This window comes from Halopseudomonas salegens, assembly GCF_900105655.1.
Taxonomy (GTDB): domain Bacteria; phylum Pseudomonadota; class Gammaproteobacteria; order Pseudomonadales; family Pseudomonadaceae; genus Halopseudomonas; species Halopseudomonas salegens.
This window is the reverse complement of sequence record NZ_LT629787.1, coordinates 1,781,911-1,797,874: the sequence shown is the minus strand read 5'-3', so window position 1 is coordinate 1,797,874 and position 15,964 is coordinate 1,781,911. Positions and strand designations below refer to the sequence as shown.

The window sequence follows — 15,964 nt, the reverse complement described above, 5'->3', positions numbered from 1 at the left end:
CTGATGCAATGTACTGTTCAATTCAGGATGTAGCCCGTGACGATCAAGAAGGCAATTCTCCCTGTTGCAGGTTTGGGTACGCGGTTTTTGCCGGCGAGCAAGGCGATTCCGAAAGAAATGATCACGGTGGTAGACAAGCCGGTCATTCAATATGTGGTCGAAGAAGCGGTGTCGGCCGGTATTCGTGAAATCGTGCTGGTGACCCATTCGGCCAAGCGCGCGATTGAAGATCACTTCGATGTGAATTACGAGCTGGAGTCCGAGCTGGAGCGCCGCGGCAAGGATGCCTTGCTGCAGGTGCTTCGTTCCATAGTGCCGCCGGATGTGCGCATCATCAGTGTGCGGCAGGGGCAGGCACTGGGTTTGGGGCATGCCGTTCTGTGTGCTCAAGAGGTGGTTGGCAACGAGGATTTTGCCGTGCTCCTGCCCGATGTGCTGGTCGATGACGCCGCTTTGCCGGCGGGTAGCCAGCCGGATCTGGCGCTGATGTGCGAGCGTTTTTCCGCCGGACATGGTGCTCAGGTAATGGTTGAGCAGGTGCCGATGGAGAATGTATCCAGCTATGGTGTCGTCGCCTTGCAGGGCACTGCGCCGGCAGCCGGGGAAAGTCAGCCTGTTACGGCGCTGGTAGAGAAGCCTGCTCGGGCTGATGCGCCTTCCGATCTGGCGGTGGTCGGGCGTTATGTCCTGCCGGCGCGCATTTTTGCCCTGCTGCGCGAAACCCGGCCCGGTGCCGGGAATGAAATCCAGTTGACCGATGCCATTGCCAGCTTGCTGAAAGAACAGCCGGTAGAGGCCTATCGCATGCTCGGCAACACTTACGACTGCGGCAGTAAAACCGGTTACATGCAGGCGACTCTGGCCTATGGCTTGCGCCATCCCGAGGTGGGTGAACCCCTGGCCGCCCTGATTCGTCAGCATGCAGCGGAGATTGCTTGATGCAGCTCGATGTATACGGCAACACCCTGTTTGCGGTCGTGACGGCTGGCATGTTGGCGTCTACCGGGCATGAAGTGACCTTGCGCGTGCCTGAAGGGGCACTGGCCGAGCAGCTGGCGGCGGGCCGGTCGGGTTTCAGTGAGCCGGGTCTGGCGCAGCTGCTGACCCAGCAGCGGGAGCAGAAGCGTTTGCGTTTTGCTGACTTCGACGCTCTGCCCGATCCGGGCTGCCGGGCCGTTTTTGTTGGCCTGGGCGCGGAAGAGTATGCGGTTGCCAAAGCACTGATAGAACGCATTGCACGCGTACCCGGACGCAACTGGCTGGTTGTCAATCAGTCGCCTTTTGCCGTCGGCAGTACTGAAGAACTGAATGTGTGCCTGCGTACCCTGGCCGCGCAGGCCGAGGCTGCAGTGGTGAGCCTGCCGGACTTTTTGCAGGAAGGGCAGGCACTCAAGGGCATGGCTGAGCCGGAGAAAATCATCCTGGGGTGTGATCTGATTTGGGCGGAGCACCTGGTGCGCGAGATTTTCCGGCCATTCTGTCGTGGTGAAGATCCTTTCCTGGTGATGACCCCGCGTGAGGCTGAATTCACCAAGCTGGCGATTACCGGCATGCTGGTCACCCGGATCAGTTTCATGAACGATATGGCCGCCCAGGCCGACAGCCTGGGCCTGAATATTGATCAGGTCCGTCGCGGGCTGGCGGCCGATTCTCGGATTGGCCCTGCCTACCTGCAACCGGGTGTGGGCTTTGGTGGGCCCGGGTTTGCCTCCAACGTGATCAATCTGGTGGATACCTTGCAGGCTTCCGGTGTGGGCTCGCAGTTGCTCAACCAGGTGCTGGCAATCAATGAACGACAGAAGGAAGTGTTGTTTCGCAAGCTGTGGCAGCACTACCAGACAGAGCTGGAAGGGCGAGTGGTAGCGATCTGGGGTGCGGCCTTCAAACCGGGGACTGGCCGCATTGACAATGCGCCGGTGTTGCGGACCCTGGAAGCCTTGTGGGCACAGGGGGCCAGTGTGCGCATTCATGATCCGGAGGCGTTGCCCGCCTTGCAGGCGCATTATGGCGAGCGCGAGGATCTGCAGTGTATACCTGACGCTTACGCGGCGGCCGAAGGCGCGGATGCCCTGATGCTGATGACGCAATGGCAGGAGTACGGCAGCCCGGATTTCAGCCGGTTGCTCAAGCTGATGCGGGAACCGGTGTTGCTGGACGGTCGCAATATTTACGATCCGACCTATGTTCGCAGCCATGGATTTGTTTATTACGGAGTAGGCCGGTGAACGATTCGATCAAACCTGCCCAGTACAATGCCATCCCGGATGGCGGTAATCCGCAGATGTCCGGAGCCTGGCAACATCTGGCCGAGCATGCCGAACGGCTGCAGGGGCAGCATCTGGCCAATCTGTTTGCGGCGGATGCGCAGCGCCATCAGCACTTTTCGGTCATGCAGGGGCCCTTGTTGCTGGATTTCAGCAAGCAACGGGTTGACCAGCCCGTGATGCAGGCGCTGGCCAGCCTGGCGGATGCGGCGGAACTGCGTGACTGGACCCGGCGGCTGTTCAGTGCCGAGCCGGTGAACAATACGGAAAACCGGGCGGCCATGCACTGGGCCTTGCGGGCGCCGGCAGATACCGAGTTTGCCGACCCGCAGCCGGGTCTTTTTGCCGGGGTTCAGGCGCAGTTGGGGCGCATGCAGCAGATTGTGGAAAAGGTGCATGCCGGCCAGTGGCGAGGGGTCACGGGGGAGGCGATTACCGATGTGGTGAACATTGGCGTGGGTGGCTCTGATCTCGGCCCGCTGATGGTCAGCCGGGCATTGGGTGAGGTGGATGACGAGCAACACAAGCTGGGCATTCACTTTGCCTCATCCATGGATGGCAGCCAGATGGCGCAGCTGCTGCACGACCTGCGCCCACACAAGACGCTGTTCATTATTTCCTCGAAGTCGTTTACCACTGTCGATACGCTCTCCAATGCCGATACCGCGCGGGCCTGGCTGGAACGCAGCCTGGGTGCCAGCCAGGCACTGATGCATTGCCACTTTATCGGCGTATCGTCAGCCGCTGACAAGATGGCTGACTGGGGGATTCTGCCGGAGAACCAGCTGCGTATCTGGGATTGGGTCGGTGGGCGCTACTCTCTCTGGTCCTGCATCGGTTTGCCGATTGCCTTGCGCATCGGCATGCCCGGTTTCAGACGCTTGCTGGCTGGGGCCTGGTGGATGGACGAGCACTTTCGCAATGCGCCCTGGCTGGAAAACATTCCGGTGCTGATGGCGCTGATCGGCGTCTGGAACACCAACTGCCTGGGTATCAATGCGCATGCCATCCTGCCCTATGACGGCCGTCTGGAGAAATTGCCGGCTTACCTGGAACAGCTGGAGATGGAGTCCAACGGCAAGTCGGTGACGCGGGATGGGCAGCAGGTGCAACAGCATACCTGTCCGGTGCTCTGGGGCGAAGTAGGGCCGAATGCGCAGCATGCTTTTTACCAATTGCTGCATCAGGGCACGGAAGTGGTGACCTGCGACTTCATCGCACCGGCGCTGCGCTATCAGGCTGAGGCCGAAGCGGGCTCGGATGAACTGATCCGCCAGCATGAGCTGGCATTGGCCAACTGTTTTGCCCAGTCACGCTTGCTGGCGCTGGGTGAGGCGGCTCTGGACAATCCGGAGGAGTTGCCAGCCTGGAAGCACTACCGTGGCAATCAGCCGAGCACGACCCTGTTGTTGCGTGAGCTGTCACCCTTCAGCATGGGTGCGATGATCGCGGCCTACGAGCACAAGGTGTTTGCCCAGTCGGTCATCTGGGGCATCAACCCCTTTGATCAATGGGGCGTGGAAATGGGCAAGAAGATTGCCAATCAGACCCTGGGGGTTATCCGCTCCGGTACCCAGGACCCGTCGCTGGATAGCTCTACCAAAGGCCTGATCGACTTCGTGCGCGGGCAGTAATCAGGTCGCAGGCAGGCCGCTCTCAGCGACTGGCTGCACGGCCCTGCCGGGAACGCCGAGTTGCACTCGGCTGGCAGTGCGCAGCGCTGCTTGGGTCAACCCCGCCAGCCCTGACGGGCTGGTATGCCGAGTGCAACTCGGCGGTCCCACAAGGCAGTCCCACAAGGCAGTCCCACAAGGGTGCTTTCTGAGAGTGGCGGTGCGAGAGGCTGCGGCTTTCTCATCAATGTTCAGTACAAAAGCGCTGTTGACAAGATGCTCGGCCTTGCCGGTGGCGCTGCTCCCGGGAACGCCGAGTTGTACTCGGCTGGCAGTGCGCAGCGCTGCTTGGGTCAACCCCGCCAGCCCTGGCGGGCTGCTATGCCGAGTGCAGCTCGGCGGTCCCACAGGGTGCTTTCTGAGAGGGGCGGTGTCAGTTGCTGCGGCTTTCTCATTAATTGTCGTACAAAAGCACGTTGACTGGCTGCACGGTTCTTCCAGTGGCACTGCTCCCGGGAACGCCGAGTTGCACTCGGCTGGCAGTGCGCAGCGCTGCCTGGGTCAAACCCGCCAGCCCTGGCGGGCTGCTATGCCGAGTGCAACTCGGCGGTCCCACAGGGTGCTTTCTGAGAGGGGCGGTGTCAGTTGCTGCGGCTTTCTCATTAATTGTCGTACAAAAGCACGTTGGCTGGCCGCACGGTTCTTCCGGTGGCGCTGCTCCCGGGAACGCCGAGTTGCACTCGGCTGGCAGTGCGCAGCGCTGCTTGGGTCAAACCCGGCAGCCCTGGCGGGCTGCTATGCCGAGTGCAACTCGGCGGTCCCATAAGGCGGTCCCACAGGGTGCTTTCTGAGAGGGGCGGTGCCAGTTGCTGCGGCTTCTCATCAATGTTCAGTACAAAAGCACGTTGGCTGGCCGCACGGTTCTTCCGGTGGCGCTACTCCCGGGAACGCTGAGTTGTACTCGGCTGGCAGTGCGTAGCGCTGCTCGGGTCAAACCCGCCAGCCCTGGCGGGCTCGCGGCCTTACCACATCAGATCGTCGGGGATCTTGTAGTCGGCATAGGGATCGTCTTCAGCAGGGGTGTCGGCCTCTACCTTGGCAACACTGACCGGCCAATGGGGGACGCGCTCTGCCAGTCGCTCGGTAATTGCCAGCGGAATCAGTTCATAACTACCTGAAACCCGTACCACACCAAGCTTGCCGCGACTCAGCTGGGCAAATTGCTCTTCGGTGACATAAATCCGCTTGATCTTTTTCTTGTGCACGAACTGATAGGCCGTTTCGCCACCGGCGCGGTCGAGTTTGTGCTGCTCTATCAATTGCTTGGCCTGGGCTTCGCGTTCCTTGCGTTCGGCTTCTGCCTTGCGCTCCAGGTTGAGCTGACGGTCCCGCTCGGCCTTTTCTTCGCGGGCACGCTGAATGGCTGCGCCGGTATCGGCAGCCTTTTCCGGTTCCTGTTTGGCGGCTTTCTTCTTCGCTCTTTGGGCTTGCTTGAGCTTTTTCTCGTCGACCAGACCGGATTTGAGCAGTTGTGCTTGCAGGGAGTTGACCATGAGTACATCCATCAGCTTGAGCGTTCTACGGGTATTCTAAGCCTTTCACGGCCTTGATTACAGGTATGCGTTCAAGCCGGCGACAGAATTATTGATCACAGGGATAAGGCTGGAACCAAATCAGTTATTCAGTCTTTTTGTGACTGCCAGATCATATTTAATCTTTTATCATGCGGGCAGGCGGCTGAACTCCCTCGGCTGCGTGGTTTCAGGAGCGGTTGGCATGAGTAATGATTTCAAAGGCAAGGTAGCGCTGGTCACGGGTGGTGCTGCGGGTATTGGTCTGGCAACAGTTGAAGCTTTTGCCGCAGCGGGCGCTACGGTGGTTGTTTCGGATATTGATCGGACACTGGGCGAGGCTCTGGCATCGCGTCTGCAAGCCGAAGGCCACTCAGCGAGTTTTATTGCCTGTGATGTTACCAATGCCGATGAAGTGAAGGCTCTGATCGAGCAGATTCGCGCCGCGCATGGCCGGCTGGATTGTGCCTTCAACAATGCCGGGATTGAAATCGAGCAGGACAAGCTGGCCGATGGCAATGAAGCAGTGTTTGACCGCATCATGGATGTCAATGTCAAAGGCGTCTGGCACTGCATGCGCCATGAGATTCCCCTGATGCTGGAGCAGGGCGGCGGCGCTATCGTCAATACCGCGTCGGTTGCTGCGCTGGGGGCGGCGCCGAAGATGAGCATCTACAGTGCCAGCAAACATGCCGTTCTGGGCCTGACCCGTTCCGCTGCCGTTGAGTATGGCAAAAAGGGCGTTCGTATCAATGCGGTTTGCCCGGCAGTTATCGATACCGAGATGTTCCGTCGTGCGGTCGAGATTGAGCCGCGCAAGGCCGAGTTTGCTGCCGGCATGCACCCGGTTGGGCGGGTTGGTCAGGCTGAGGAAGTGGCTGCTGCCGTATTGTATCTGTGTTCAGCCAATGCCGGTTTTACCACCGGGATAGCGCTGCCTGTTGATGGTGGTGCTACCTGTATCTGAGGCCTTGGGTACCGTCACCAACGCCCTGGACAGGCTTGCCTCGGGGAGTTGGTGACCGGGGTTTTCAGTCCCGCGCGATCAAATTGCCTGCGTGCAAGCCGCACTCTTTCTGCGTGGCTTCTTCCCACCACCAGCGGCCTTCGCGTTCATGCTGGTTGGGCAGGGTGGGGCGCGTGCAGGGCTCGCAGCCAATGCTGGCAAAGCCGCGTTCGTGCAGGCGGTTGTAGGGTATTTCCAGCATGCGAATGTAGGTCCACACCTCTTCACTGCTGTAGTTGGCCAGCGGGTTGAACTTGATCAGCGGGTGTTCTTCGCTACCAAAGGCGGTATCCAGTTCGATCACCGGAACGTGGCTGCGTGTACCCGGGCTCTGGTCTCGCCGTTGGCCGGTAATCCAGGCATCGACCGTGGACAATTTGCGACGCAGGGGTTCGATCTTGCGGATACCGCAGCATTCGCCATGCCCGCTCTGGTAAAAGTCGAACAGCCCCTTTTCCTTGACGTAGGCCTGCAGGGCCTCGTGATCGGGCGACAGTACTTCCAGTTCGATGCCGTAATGCGTGCGCACCCGCTCGAGAAACTGGTAGGTTTCCGGGTGCAACCGGCCGGTATCGAGGGTAAATACCTTGATGTTCTTGTTCAGCTTCCAGGCCATGTCGAGCACGACGATATCGTCAGCACCACTGAATGACAGCCAGAGGTCGTCAAAGTGTTCCATTGCGAGGCTGAGAATGTCTTGCGGCGTGGCTTTGGCATACTGCTCGGCTAGTGCAGCGGGGTCAAAGGGGCTAGTCATGTTGGTCTCCATCAGGCCTGTTTGGCACGGGCTAGGCGGCAGTCTAACAAAGGCGACTTAGCACATCTGCTTTTATTTGGTTATATTTTTATGCTCTTTTGTTTGATGTTTCCGGTATGCCGGTGCTAATGATTGCGTGCCTGCAGCGAAGCCGGTAGATTGTTGCGCCATCTATTACTAGTCATATCAGGAGTGTTGCGTGGAGATCGCTTGTCTTGACCTTGAGGGCGTATTGGTCCCTGAAATCTGGATTGCCTTTGCCGAGAAAACCGGTATTGAAGAACTCAAGGCGACTACCCGGGATATTCCTGATTACGATGTGCTGATGCAGCAGCGTTTGCGCATTCTGGATGAGAACAACCTGAAACTGGGCGACATTCAGGAAGTGATCGCCACGTTGAAGCCGCTGGATGGCGCGGTCGAATTTATCGACTGGCTGCGTGAGCGTTTTCAGGTGGTTATTCTGTCGGATACCTTCTACGAGTTCTCTCAGCCGCTGATGCGCCAGCTCGGTTTCCCGACCCTGTTGTGCCACAAGCTGATCACCGATGAGAACGATCGCGTGGTGAGCTACCAGCTGCGCCAGAAAGACCCGAAGCGGCAGTCGGTCATTGCACTGAAGAGTCTGTATTACCGCATCATTGCGGCGGGTGATTCCTACAATGACACCACCATGCTGTCCGAAGCCCACGCCGGCATCCTGTTCCACGCCCCGGATAATGTCATCGCCGAATTTCCGCAATTCCCGGCGGTGCAAGCCTTTGCTGACCTGAAGCAAGCATTCATCAAGGCGTCGGTGCGGGATTTGAGTCTGTAAGGTTTGGTCTGGTTATTTGATGTAGCGTTTTTCCTTACCCCATCCCCGTCTTCACCCCGCGAGGGGAGAGGGGTTTTACAGTGCCCGCTGAACGAGCGCTGTATGCCAGAGGTAGTCGCATGCATGTGCAAGACGTCACCCCTCTCCCCTTGTGGGAGAGGGGCCGGGGGAGAGGGGGTTAAGCGAAGCGCCGCTTCGCTCATTACGAACGTCCGGGGCGATTAAATAACCACCCCTACCTCAACCGCTGCCATACCCACTTCTCGCCCTCTATCACCAGAAACACCCCAATCCCCACTGCCAGAGGCATGAGCCAGTGCTGCAGCGCCAGTGGCGTGGTACCAAAAGCCGTGTTCATGAAGGGCAGGTAGATAAACGCCATTTGCAACAGCAGCAATATACCAATCGTCAGCCAGGCGACCTTGTTGGTGAACAGGAGGGCCGGGTTGAGGCTGTGGGTGGCAAGGAAGCGGCTGTTGAACAGGTAGCAGGCCTGGGCGATGACCAGGGTGTTGATGGCGGTGGAGCGGGCCATGTCGAGTTCAGTGCCGATGCGGATTTGCCACTGGAAGACGACAATGGTTGCAGCACCAATCAATACCGAGACCAGGCCGATTCGTATCAGGAACACCAGGGAGATAATGGCTGCGCCGGGATCACGCGGCGGTCGTTGCATCAGGCCTGGTTCGGCAGGCTCGAAGGCGAGCGCCAACGCGAGGGTGACGGCAACGATCATATTGACCCAGAGCACTTGCACCGGGGTAATCGGCAATACCATGCCGAGCACGACGGCGGCGAGAATCACCAGGCCCTGGGCGCCGTTGGTGGGCAGCAAAAACATGATCGCCTTGCGCAGGTTATCGTAGATGGTGCGGCCTTCTTCCACCGCTTGGGCGATGGACGAGAAATTGTCGTCAGCGAGAACGATATCGGCCGCTTCCTTGGTGGCTTCGGTGCCTTTGATACCCATGGCGATGCCGACATCGGCGCGCTTGAGGGCAGGGGCGTCGTTGACGCCGTCGCCGGTCATGGCAACGATTTCGTTGGTTGCTTGCAGGGCTTTGACCAGGCGCAATTTATGTTCGGGGCTGGTGCGGGCAAAAATATCGCAGGTCTGCGCCAACCGGGCCAGTTCCTCGTCGCTGGCGGCTTCGATCTCTGCGCCACTGATGACTTTGGGATCGGCATCCGTGCCAATACCCATTTCACGACCGATGGCCTCGGCGGTGCCGGCGTGATCGCCGGTTATCATCTTGACCCGGATGCCGGCGGCATGACAGCTGGCAATAGCTTCGATGGCCTCCGGGCGTGGTGGGTCGATAATGCCGATCAGACCGAGAAACACCAGGTCGTCGAGATCATCAATGCTCAGGGTGTCTTTGCTGACCGGCACGGTGCGCGCGGCGGCCGCCAGTACGCGGAGCCCTTCGCCACTCAACTGGTTCAGTTGCTGCTCCCACCATGTCGGGTCCAGTGGCCGGGTGTTGCCATTGGCATCCAGTTGCAGACGGCAGCGCTCCAGCAGTCGGTCCGGAGCCCCTTTCAGCAGAATGCGGCGTTCACCATCCGGAGTGTCGGCCAGGGTTGCCATGAATTTATTGTCCGACTCAAAGGGTATCTCAGCGATGCGCTGGTAGTTATGCGCCTCGAATCCCGCTTTGTGTACCAGGGTGCAGAGCGCACCTTCAGTGGGTTCGCCAATGACTTGCCATTGCCCATTGGTGGCTTCAACACGACTGTCGTTGGCAATGGCGACGGTTTCCAGCAGGGCGTCCAGATCGACACGCTGGGCAGCTTTTATCGGGTCGTCATCACAACTGATCTCACCTTCGGGGGCATAGCCGGTGCCACTGACATGGTAGCTGTGGGCAGCGGTTACAACGTGGCGCGTGGTCATTTCGTTGCGTGTCAGGGTGCCGGTTTTGTCCGAGCAGATCACGGTGACCGAGCCGAGGGTTTCCACCGCGTTGAGCTTGCGGGTAATGGCGTTGCGTTTGGCCATGCGCTGTACGCCGAGCGCCAGGGTGATGGTCAGAATTGCCGGCAACCCTTCGGGAATGGCCGCGACGGCGAAACCGATGGCGGCGAGAAACAGCTCGCTGAGGGCGAAGTCATGCAGCAGGATGCCGACCAGCAACATCAGGCCGGCGAGGCCGACAATGACCACGGACAGTATCTTGCTGAACTGGGCCATTTGCCGCGTCAGCGGGGTTTGCAGGGTTTCCACGTCGGCGATCAGTCGGTTGATGCGGCCGAGTTCGGTGGCTGAACCGGTGGCAGACACCACGCCCAGCCCACGCCCGGCGGCGACCAGGGTTCCGGAATAGGCCATGCCGCTGCGATCGCCCAGGCTGGTTGCGGCGGTGGCCGTCTCGGTGTTTTTGTCGGCCGGCATGGACTCGCCGGTCAGAGCGGACTCTTCAATGCGTAGATTGTTGCACTCGAGCAGGCGCAGGTCGGCGGGGACACGATCGCCCGAGCGTAAACGGACGATATCGCCTGGCACCAGATGTTCCGCCTCAATCTCCTGCCAGTCACCATCGCGTTTGGCCGTGGCGCGCTGTGACAGCATTTTACGGATGCCTGCCAAGGCCTGTTCGGCTTTACCTTCCTGGATGAAGCCGATGGTGGCATTGATGATGACGACGACAAGAATCACCCCGGTATCGATCCAGTGACCGAGCAGGGCAGTGGCACCGGCTGCGACCAACAGAATGTAGATGAGGATGTCATGAAAATGCTTGAAAAAGCGCTTGAGCAGACCTTCCTTGGCTGCCACCGGCAAGCGGTTGGGGCCGGTGTCCTGCAAGCGCTGATCAGCCTGTAGCTGACTCAACCCCTGTTCATCGGACTGCAATTGAAGCAGACATTCTTCGGGGCTGAGCTGGTAAGCGGGCAGGGTATCGGGGGTCTGCTGGTCCTTGTGCATGATTTCGCCTTGGCTGGACTTCAGTCATCAATATACCGATCTTGAGCGGCTGTGCCCATGATCCAGGTCAGATTGGTGATGTGGGGTGAGCTGGGTGCGGTTTTTTTTGGGAGCGCCGAGTTGCACTCGGCAAGCGCTGCGAAGCAGTGCCGGGTTGTTAGTGGAGAGCCGTTAACCCTGGCAGCCCTTGCGGGCGGCTTTGCCGAGTACAACTCGGCGTTCCTGGGTCCGTGCGGGCTGTTCTGGGGGGGGTGGTTCCTGGGAGCGCCGAGTTGCACTCGGCAGGCACTGCGAAGCAGTGCAGGGTTGTTGAGTGGTGGGGCGTTAACCCCGGCAGCCCTGGCGGACGGCTTTGTCGAGTACAACTCGGCGTTCCCGGGTCTGTGCGCTGCCAGAGGGGGGGAGGTCCTTGCTTGGGGTCAGAGGTTGTGCAAGGTGTCCATCAGCACGCGGACTTTGGTCAGGCTTTCCTGGTATTCGGCTTCGGCCCGGGAGTCGGCAACGATGCCGCCGCCGCCCCAGACGTAGAGGCGGTCCTGCTGGTGGACCAGGCTGCGGATGGCGATGTTCAGGTCCATCTGGCCTTCGCAGCCGATGTAGCCGATGCTGCCGCAATAGAGGCTGCGGCGCACGGGTTCGAGTTCTTCGATGATTTGCATGGCCCGCACTTTCGGCGCTCCGGTGATCGAGCCGCCGGGAAAGGCGCCGGCGATCAGATCGAGGGCGTCCTTGTCGGTGGCCAGGGTGCCGGTGACGCTGCTGACCAGGTGGTGCACGTTGGGGTAGGTTTCCAGCTTGAACAGTTCGGGTACGCGCACGCTGCCGGATTGACAGCTGCGGCCGAGGTCGTTGCGCAACAGATCAACGATCATCAGGTTTTCGGCGCGGTCTTTTTCGCTGCTGAGCAGGTCATCAGCCAGTGCCTGGTCATCTTCTGCAGTTTTGCCGCGACCGCGGGTGCCCTTGATCGGCCGGGTTTCCACCTCGCCATCGACCAGCTTGAGAAAGCGTTCGGGCGACAGTGACAGCAGGGCATCGGCCGGGCCTTCGAGGTAGGCGGCGAAAGGGGTGGGGCAGGCACGACGCAAGGCAGCCCAGGCGGTCAGTGGATCACCGGAACAGGGCGCGCTGAAGCGTTGGGCCAGATTGATCTGGTAACAGTCGCCGGCATGAATATAGTCCTGTACGCGCTGAAATGAAGCCTGATAACGGGCGCGGTCCTGTTCGGGCCGGAAGGGGGCTGTCAGCCTGAAGTCTGCGCACGCGGGATCGGAGCCGGAATCACTCAGTGCCTGCAAGCGCAGCAGCAAGGCGGCTTCACGCTGCCTGGCAAGGCTCGGGTGGCAGACCAGCCAGCTTTGTTGTTGCTTGTGATCGGTGACCAGGCTCCAGGCATAGATACCAAAGCGCAGGGTGGGCACCTGCAGGTCGTTATTGGCGAGGCTGGGCAAGTCTTCCAGCAAACGGCCGAAGTCATAACTGATATGTCCGAGGGCGCCAGCACCAAAGGGTAGCTGGGTTTCTTCCGGCCAGTCTGCAGCGGGCAAGTCGCTCAGCGCCCGACGCAGGCGGGCCAGTACCTGGTAACCGGATTCGCCGACGCGGGGTTCGATCAGGTGGTCCGGGCCGGCACTGAGCAGGGTGTAACGGCCAAAGCGGCTGTAGGTGTGACTGGCCGAATCGAGCACGACCGGATAGCCCAGATCGCGCACTGCCTGCAGGGCCGGCAGTGGTGATGTCTGATAGGGCAGTGAGGTCAGCCGGTAGGCTGTGTGGGCCGGGGCAGTCACGGCTTGGCGTCACCTGCAGGTTGGTTAGTGCTCTCGGTTGCAGCCAAATCATCTGCGGCTTCCGCCTGCTCCGGCACGGGGGCGCCGGCATCCGGTTCGCCCGCCGGCGGCCCGGCTTCTTCGATCGACATGACCGGCATCGGGTGGCCAAAATGCTGCATGACGAACTCGACTCGCTGTTCGGGCGTTTCCTTTTTGCCCGCTTTTTTCAGCGCGGCGATATGGCGTTCAACGGCATGGCAGCGGTGGGTCAGGCCGGCATCGTTGGCAATCTGTATGCTCAGACCGGGGCGGGCGTTCAACTCAAGCACCAGCGGGCCCCGCTTCTCATCCAGCACCAGGTCGACACCGATATAGCCCAGCCCGGTCAACTCGTGGCTGGACGCGGCCAGCACCATGCTGCCACGCCAGTCGGGTATCTGAACGCCCGCCACCAGTTTGGTGGTGTCCGGGTGTTTGTTGATCTTGTTATTGAGCCAGGTGCCGCCCATGGTCAGACCGCTGGCCAGATCCACACCGACACCAATCGCGCCCTGGTGCAGGTTGGCCTTGCCATTGGATTGCCGGGTTGGCAGCCGGACCATGGACATGACCGGGTAACCCTGCAGCACGATGATGCGAATATCCGGCACGCCTTCATAGCTGATGCTCTGGAACAGCGGGTCGGGAATCACCCGGCCCTCGATCAGCACGCGGTCGCGGTGGCCGCCGAGCGAATACAGACCGGACAGGATCCCGGAGATGTGGTGCTCGATATCCTCATGGGTGAGGATCTTGCCGGATACCGTCTTGTAACGACCTTCAAAACGGTCGGCAATCACCAGAATGCCGTCGCCACCCGCGCCCTGTGCCGGCTTGATCACGAAGTCGGTGTACTTTTCGGTGATGCGGTCGAGGGTGTCGATATCCTTTTCGGTATCGATCACGCCGTACAGCGGCGGCACATCAATGCCGGCGCCGATGGCTTTTTCCTTGGTCAGGATCTTGTCATCCACCAGCGGGTACAGGTGCCGCTTGTTGTACTTGAGTACGTAATCCGCGTTGCGCCGATTGATGCCCATGATGCCCTGGGCCTTGAGTTCCTTCCAGGTCTTCCAGAAGAACATGGCTCAGGACTCCCCGCTCTTTTTCAGCATGGCTTTGAAGCGCATCAGTTCGGTCAGGCGATAACCGCGATACCGGCCCATAGCAAGCATGAAGGCGACGGCTACCAGCAAGATGCCGGGGAAGGTAAAGGTGAAGTAGGTCAGTTCCGGAATGCTCATCAGCAGGTGAGCCAGAGTGGCGGCAATCAGGGTACCTACGGCAACCTTGAACGAATGCACGCCGCCACGTTCTTCCCAGGTAATCGACAGGCGCTCGATGGTCATGGTCAGAATCACCATGGGGAACAGCGAGATAGCCAGCGCATGTTCGAAGCCGAGTTTATGACTGAACAGGCTGATAACGGCGATCAAGAGCACGACAAAGGTCAGCACGACTGACAGGCGCGGCAGCATCTGGAGTTTCAGGTGCTCCAGGTAGGAGCGCAGCGACAGGCCCAGTGCTGTGATCACGCTGAACAGGAAAATACCCCAGCCAACATCCGTTTCCCGGAAGGCCAGGGCGATCAGTACCGGCGTGAAGGTGCCCAGGGTCTGCATGCCGATCAGGTTGCGCAGAATGAGGATGACGAGGACGCCAACCGGGATCATGATCATCAATTGATAGACTTGCTGGGCATGCAGCGGCAGGCCGTACAGTGAGTATTCGAGCAATGCCGAGGCACGTGTCTCGTCGGCCATGCGAGCCAGTCGTATGGCGTTCATTTCACTGTTGTTGACAGTGAAGCTGACACTCGCGTTTCGCCCGCCTTCGAGGGTGAACAGTGGATCGTTACCGGTCCACCAGACCAGGCGATTATCCGGAATGCCTTGCTGCCCGGTTTCCGGGTGGAAGTACATCCAGCCTTCACCATTGTGGCTGCGCAACCATAGTTCCGGCTCCTGAACATTGCTGCTTTCCAGTCGCACCGTGTGCACCAGCTCCAGCGGGATGCGGGCGTGAGACAGCAGCAGATCAATGACGCGCGCCTTGTCATGTGCATCGGTGCTGCCGCCGAGCAGCAGTTTGACATTGTCATCGGTGATGTCATTGACCCGACGAATGGTTTCACTGATGAAGGTTTCGATATCAGCCGATTGTTGACGAATCGGATTGATCAGCGCGTCCGCAGCGGTTTTTTCCACACCTTCAAGGGGCACGGGTGTGCGTTGGGGGAACGGGGGGACTCGATCGCGCTCGTTGGCATAGCGCTGAGTCAACACCAGTCGGTAATACAGCGTTTGCTTGCCCTGTGCCCGGCGCGCCGACCAGGTAACGCGGCGGTTGCTTTCGATCTGGTTGATGCTGACGCCATAATTGCTGGAAATAAAGCTTTCGTTAAGGCTGATGTACTCCTGATTCAACGGCGGCAGGAACATTTGCGCCTTGACCGGCGTGCCTTCGCGCGCCTGGAATTCCATCCGGGCATCGAGGCTCCAGATGTTGTCGGTTTCGTCTTCAGTCAGGGGGATGTCGAGTACGAAAATCTGGTAGGCGGTGGTGCCCAGTCCGGCAATAACGAGAAGCAGAATCAGGATTTTCAGGTGCAGATTGATGGCGTGCATATTGTTCTCAGGGCTAAGTCACTCGACTACGCCAGGGACTGCAAGGGGGCCGTGCGTAGAGGTGGATGCATATTAGCACGGGTTCGCCAGAGCACACAGGGGCTGGATTGGGGCAGAAGAAAAGAGCTGTCATCAAATCACTCTGCTCCGAAGTTCCGGACCGCCGAGTTGCACTCGGCACAGCAGCCCGTCACGGCTGGCGGGTTTAGCCCGAGCAGCGCTGCGCACTGCCAGCCGAGTGCAACTCGGCGTTCCCAGGCGCAGCGCCACCGGCAGGGCCGTGCATCCAGTCAACAGCGCTTTTGTACTGAACATTGATGAGGAGGTAGCAGCAACTGGTGCCGCCACTCTCAGGGAGCGCCTTGTGGGACCGCCGAGTTGCACTCGGCACAGCAGCCCGTCACGGCTGGCGGGTTTAGCCCGAGCAGCGCTGCGCACTGCCAGCCGAGTACAAATCGGCGTTCCCAGGCGCAGCGTCACCGGAAGAACCGTGCGGCCAGTCAAAGCGCTTTTGTACTGAACATTGATGAGGAGGTAGCAGCAACTGGCACCGCCACTCTCAGGGCGCG

The 15,964-nt window shown here is 59.9% G+C and carries 11 protein-coding genes; 5 read left to right on the top strand and 6 right to left on the bottom strand.

All coding sequences use genetic code 11. From position 1 onward, the window contains the following. The first annotated feature begins 36 nt into the window (after nt 1–36). Genes galU through pgi form a run of 3 tightly spaced genes read left to right on the top strand, consistent with a single transcriptional unit; the run spans nt 37 to nt 3,898 of the window. The gene (gene galU, locus BLU07_RS08060; RefSeq protein ID WP_157719133.1) at nt 37–939 is read left to right on the top strand and encodes a UTP--glucose-1-phosphate uridylyltransferase GalU; all 903 of its coding nucleotides are present in this window, start codon (nt 37–39) and stop codon (nt 937–939) included. Then, nucleotides 939–2,225, top strand: coding sequence for a nucleotide sugar dehydrogenase (locus tag BLU07_RS08055; RefSeq protein ID WP_092385844.1), 1,287 nt, complete (start codon nt 939–941; stop codon nt 2,223–2,225). Before galU ends, BLU07_RS08055 begins: the two co-directional genes overlap by 1 nt. Next, complete coding sequence (gene pgi / locus BLU07_RS08050; RefSeq protein WP_231701706.1) at nt 2,222–3,898, top strand: glucose-6-phosphate isomerase; 1,677 nt, start codon at nt 2,222–2,224, stop codon at nt 3,896–3,898. The genes BLU07_RS08055 and pgi overlap by 4 nt, the downstream gene beginning before the upstream one ends. Nucleotides 3,899–4,899: 1,001 nt before the next feature. Here pgi and BLU07_RS08045 read toward each other — a convergent pair. After that, on the bottom strand, nt 4,900–5,430 hold the full coding sequence (locus BLU07_RS08045; RefSeq protein WP_092385842.1) for a DUF2058 domain-containing protein: 531 nt from the start codon (nt 5,428–5,430) through the stop codon (nt 4,900–4,902). Between the two features lie 223 nt (nt 5,431–5,653). On the opposite strand from BLU07_RS08045, the gene BLU07_RS08040 reads away from it, so the two are divergent. Further along, nucleotides 5,654–6,415, top strand: a complete 762-nt coding sequence (locus BLU07_RS08040) for an SDR family oxidoreductase (RefSeq protein ID WP_092385840.1) — start codon at nt 5,654–5,656, stop codon at nt 6,413–6,415. 64 nt (nt 6,416–6,479) lie between these two features. On the opposite strand, the gene BLU07_RS08035 is transcribed toward BLU07_RS08040, so the two are convergent. Continuing rightward, entirely contained in the window at nt 6,480–7,211 is a 732-nt protein-coding gene (locus BLU07_RS08035; protein ID WP_092385838.1) for a phosphoadenylyl-sulfate reductase, read from the bottom strand. A 199-nt stretch (nt 7,212–7,410) separates the two neighbouring features. Here BLU07_RS08035 and thrH point away from each other — a divergent pair, with 199 nt between their 5' ends. Continuing rightward, a complete protein-coding gene (gene thrH / locus BLU07_RS08030; protein WP_092385837.1) occupies nt 7,411–8,028 on the top strand; it encodes a bifunctional phosphoserine phosphatase/homoserine phosphotransferase ThrH in 618 nt (205 codons plus the stop codon). A 235-nt stretch (nt 8,029–8,263) separates the two neighbouring features. Here the strand turns inward: thrH and BLU07_RS08025 are convergent, their stop codons facing one another. The 4 genes from BLU07_RS08025 to rloB form a co-directional block, all read right to left on the bottom strand. Continuing rightward, nucleotides 8,264–10,957 carry a cation-transporting P-type ATPase gene (locus BLU07_RS08025; protein WP_092385835.1) on the bottom strand — a complete coding sequence of 898 codons (2,694 nt, stop codon included), beginning with the start codon at nt 10,955–10,957 and terminating at the stop codon, nt 8,264–8,266. A 419-nt stretch (nt 10,958–11,376) separates the two neighbouring features. Then, entirely contained in the window at nt 11,377–12,747 is a 1,371-nt protein-coding gene (gene pabB / locus BLU07_RS08020) for an aminodeoxychorismate synthase component I (protein ID WP_231701705.1), read from the bottom strand. Next, nucleotides 12,744–13,853 carry an alpha-L-glutamate ligase-like protein gene (locus BLU07_RS08015; protein WP_092385833.1) on the bottom strand — a complete coding sequence of 370 codons (1,110 nt, stop codon included), beginning with the start codon at nt 13,851–13,853 and terminating at the stop codon, nt 12,744–12,746. The genes pabB and BLU07_RS08015 overlap by 4 nt, the downstream gene beginning before the upstream one ends. Nucleotides 13,854–13,856: 3 nt before the next feature. Beyond that, nucleotides 13,857–15,395: an osmotic stress tolerance membrane protein RloB gene (rloB, locus tag BLU07_RS08010; RefSeq protein ID WP_092385831.1), complete on the bottom strand. Its 1,539-nt coding sequence runs from the start codon at nt 15,393–15,395 to the stop codon at nt 13,857–13,859. Nucleotides 15,396–15,964 lie beyond the last annotated feature (569 nt).

Excerpts from the sequence above, each read along its gene's own strand:
- BLU07_RS08035 (WP_092385838.1), bottom strand. The coding sequence starts at position 7,211 with ATGACTAGCCCCTTTGACCCCGCTGCACTAGCCGAGCAGTATGCCAAA.
- BLU07_RS08055 (WP_092385844.1), top strand. The coding sequence starts at position 939 with ATGCAGCTCGATGTATACGGCAACACCCTGTTTGCGGTCGTGACGGCT.
- rloB (WP_092385831.1), bottom strand. The coding sequence starts at position 15,395 with ATGCACGCCATCAATCTGCACCTGAAAATCCTGATTCTGCTTCTCGTT.
- BLU07_RS08025 (WP_092385835.1), bottom strand. The coding sequence starts at position 10,957 with ATGCACAAGGACCAGCAGACCCCCGATACCCTGCCCGCTTACCAGCTC.
- BLU07_RS08045 (WP_092385842.1), bottom strand. The coding sequence starts at position 5,430 with ATGGTCAACTCCCTGCAAGCACAACTGCTCAAATCCGGTCTGGTCGAC.
- BLU07_RS08040 (WP_092385840.1), top strand. The coding sequence starts at position 5,654 with ATGAGTAATGATTTCAAAGGCAAGGTAGCGCTGGTCACGGGTGGTGCT.
- BLU07_RS08015 (WP_092385833.1), bottom strand. The coding sequence starts at position 13,853 with ATGTTCTTCTGGAAGACCTGGAAGGAACTCAAGGCCCAGGGCATCATG.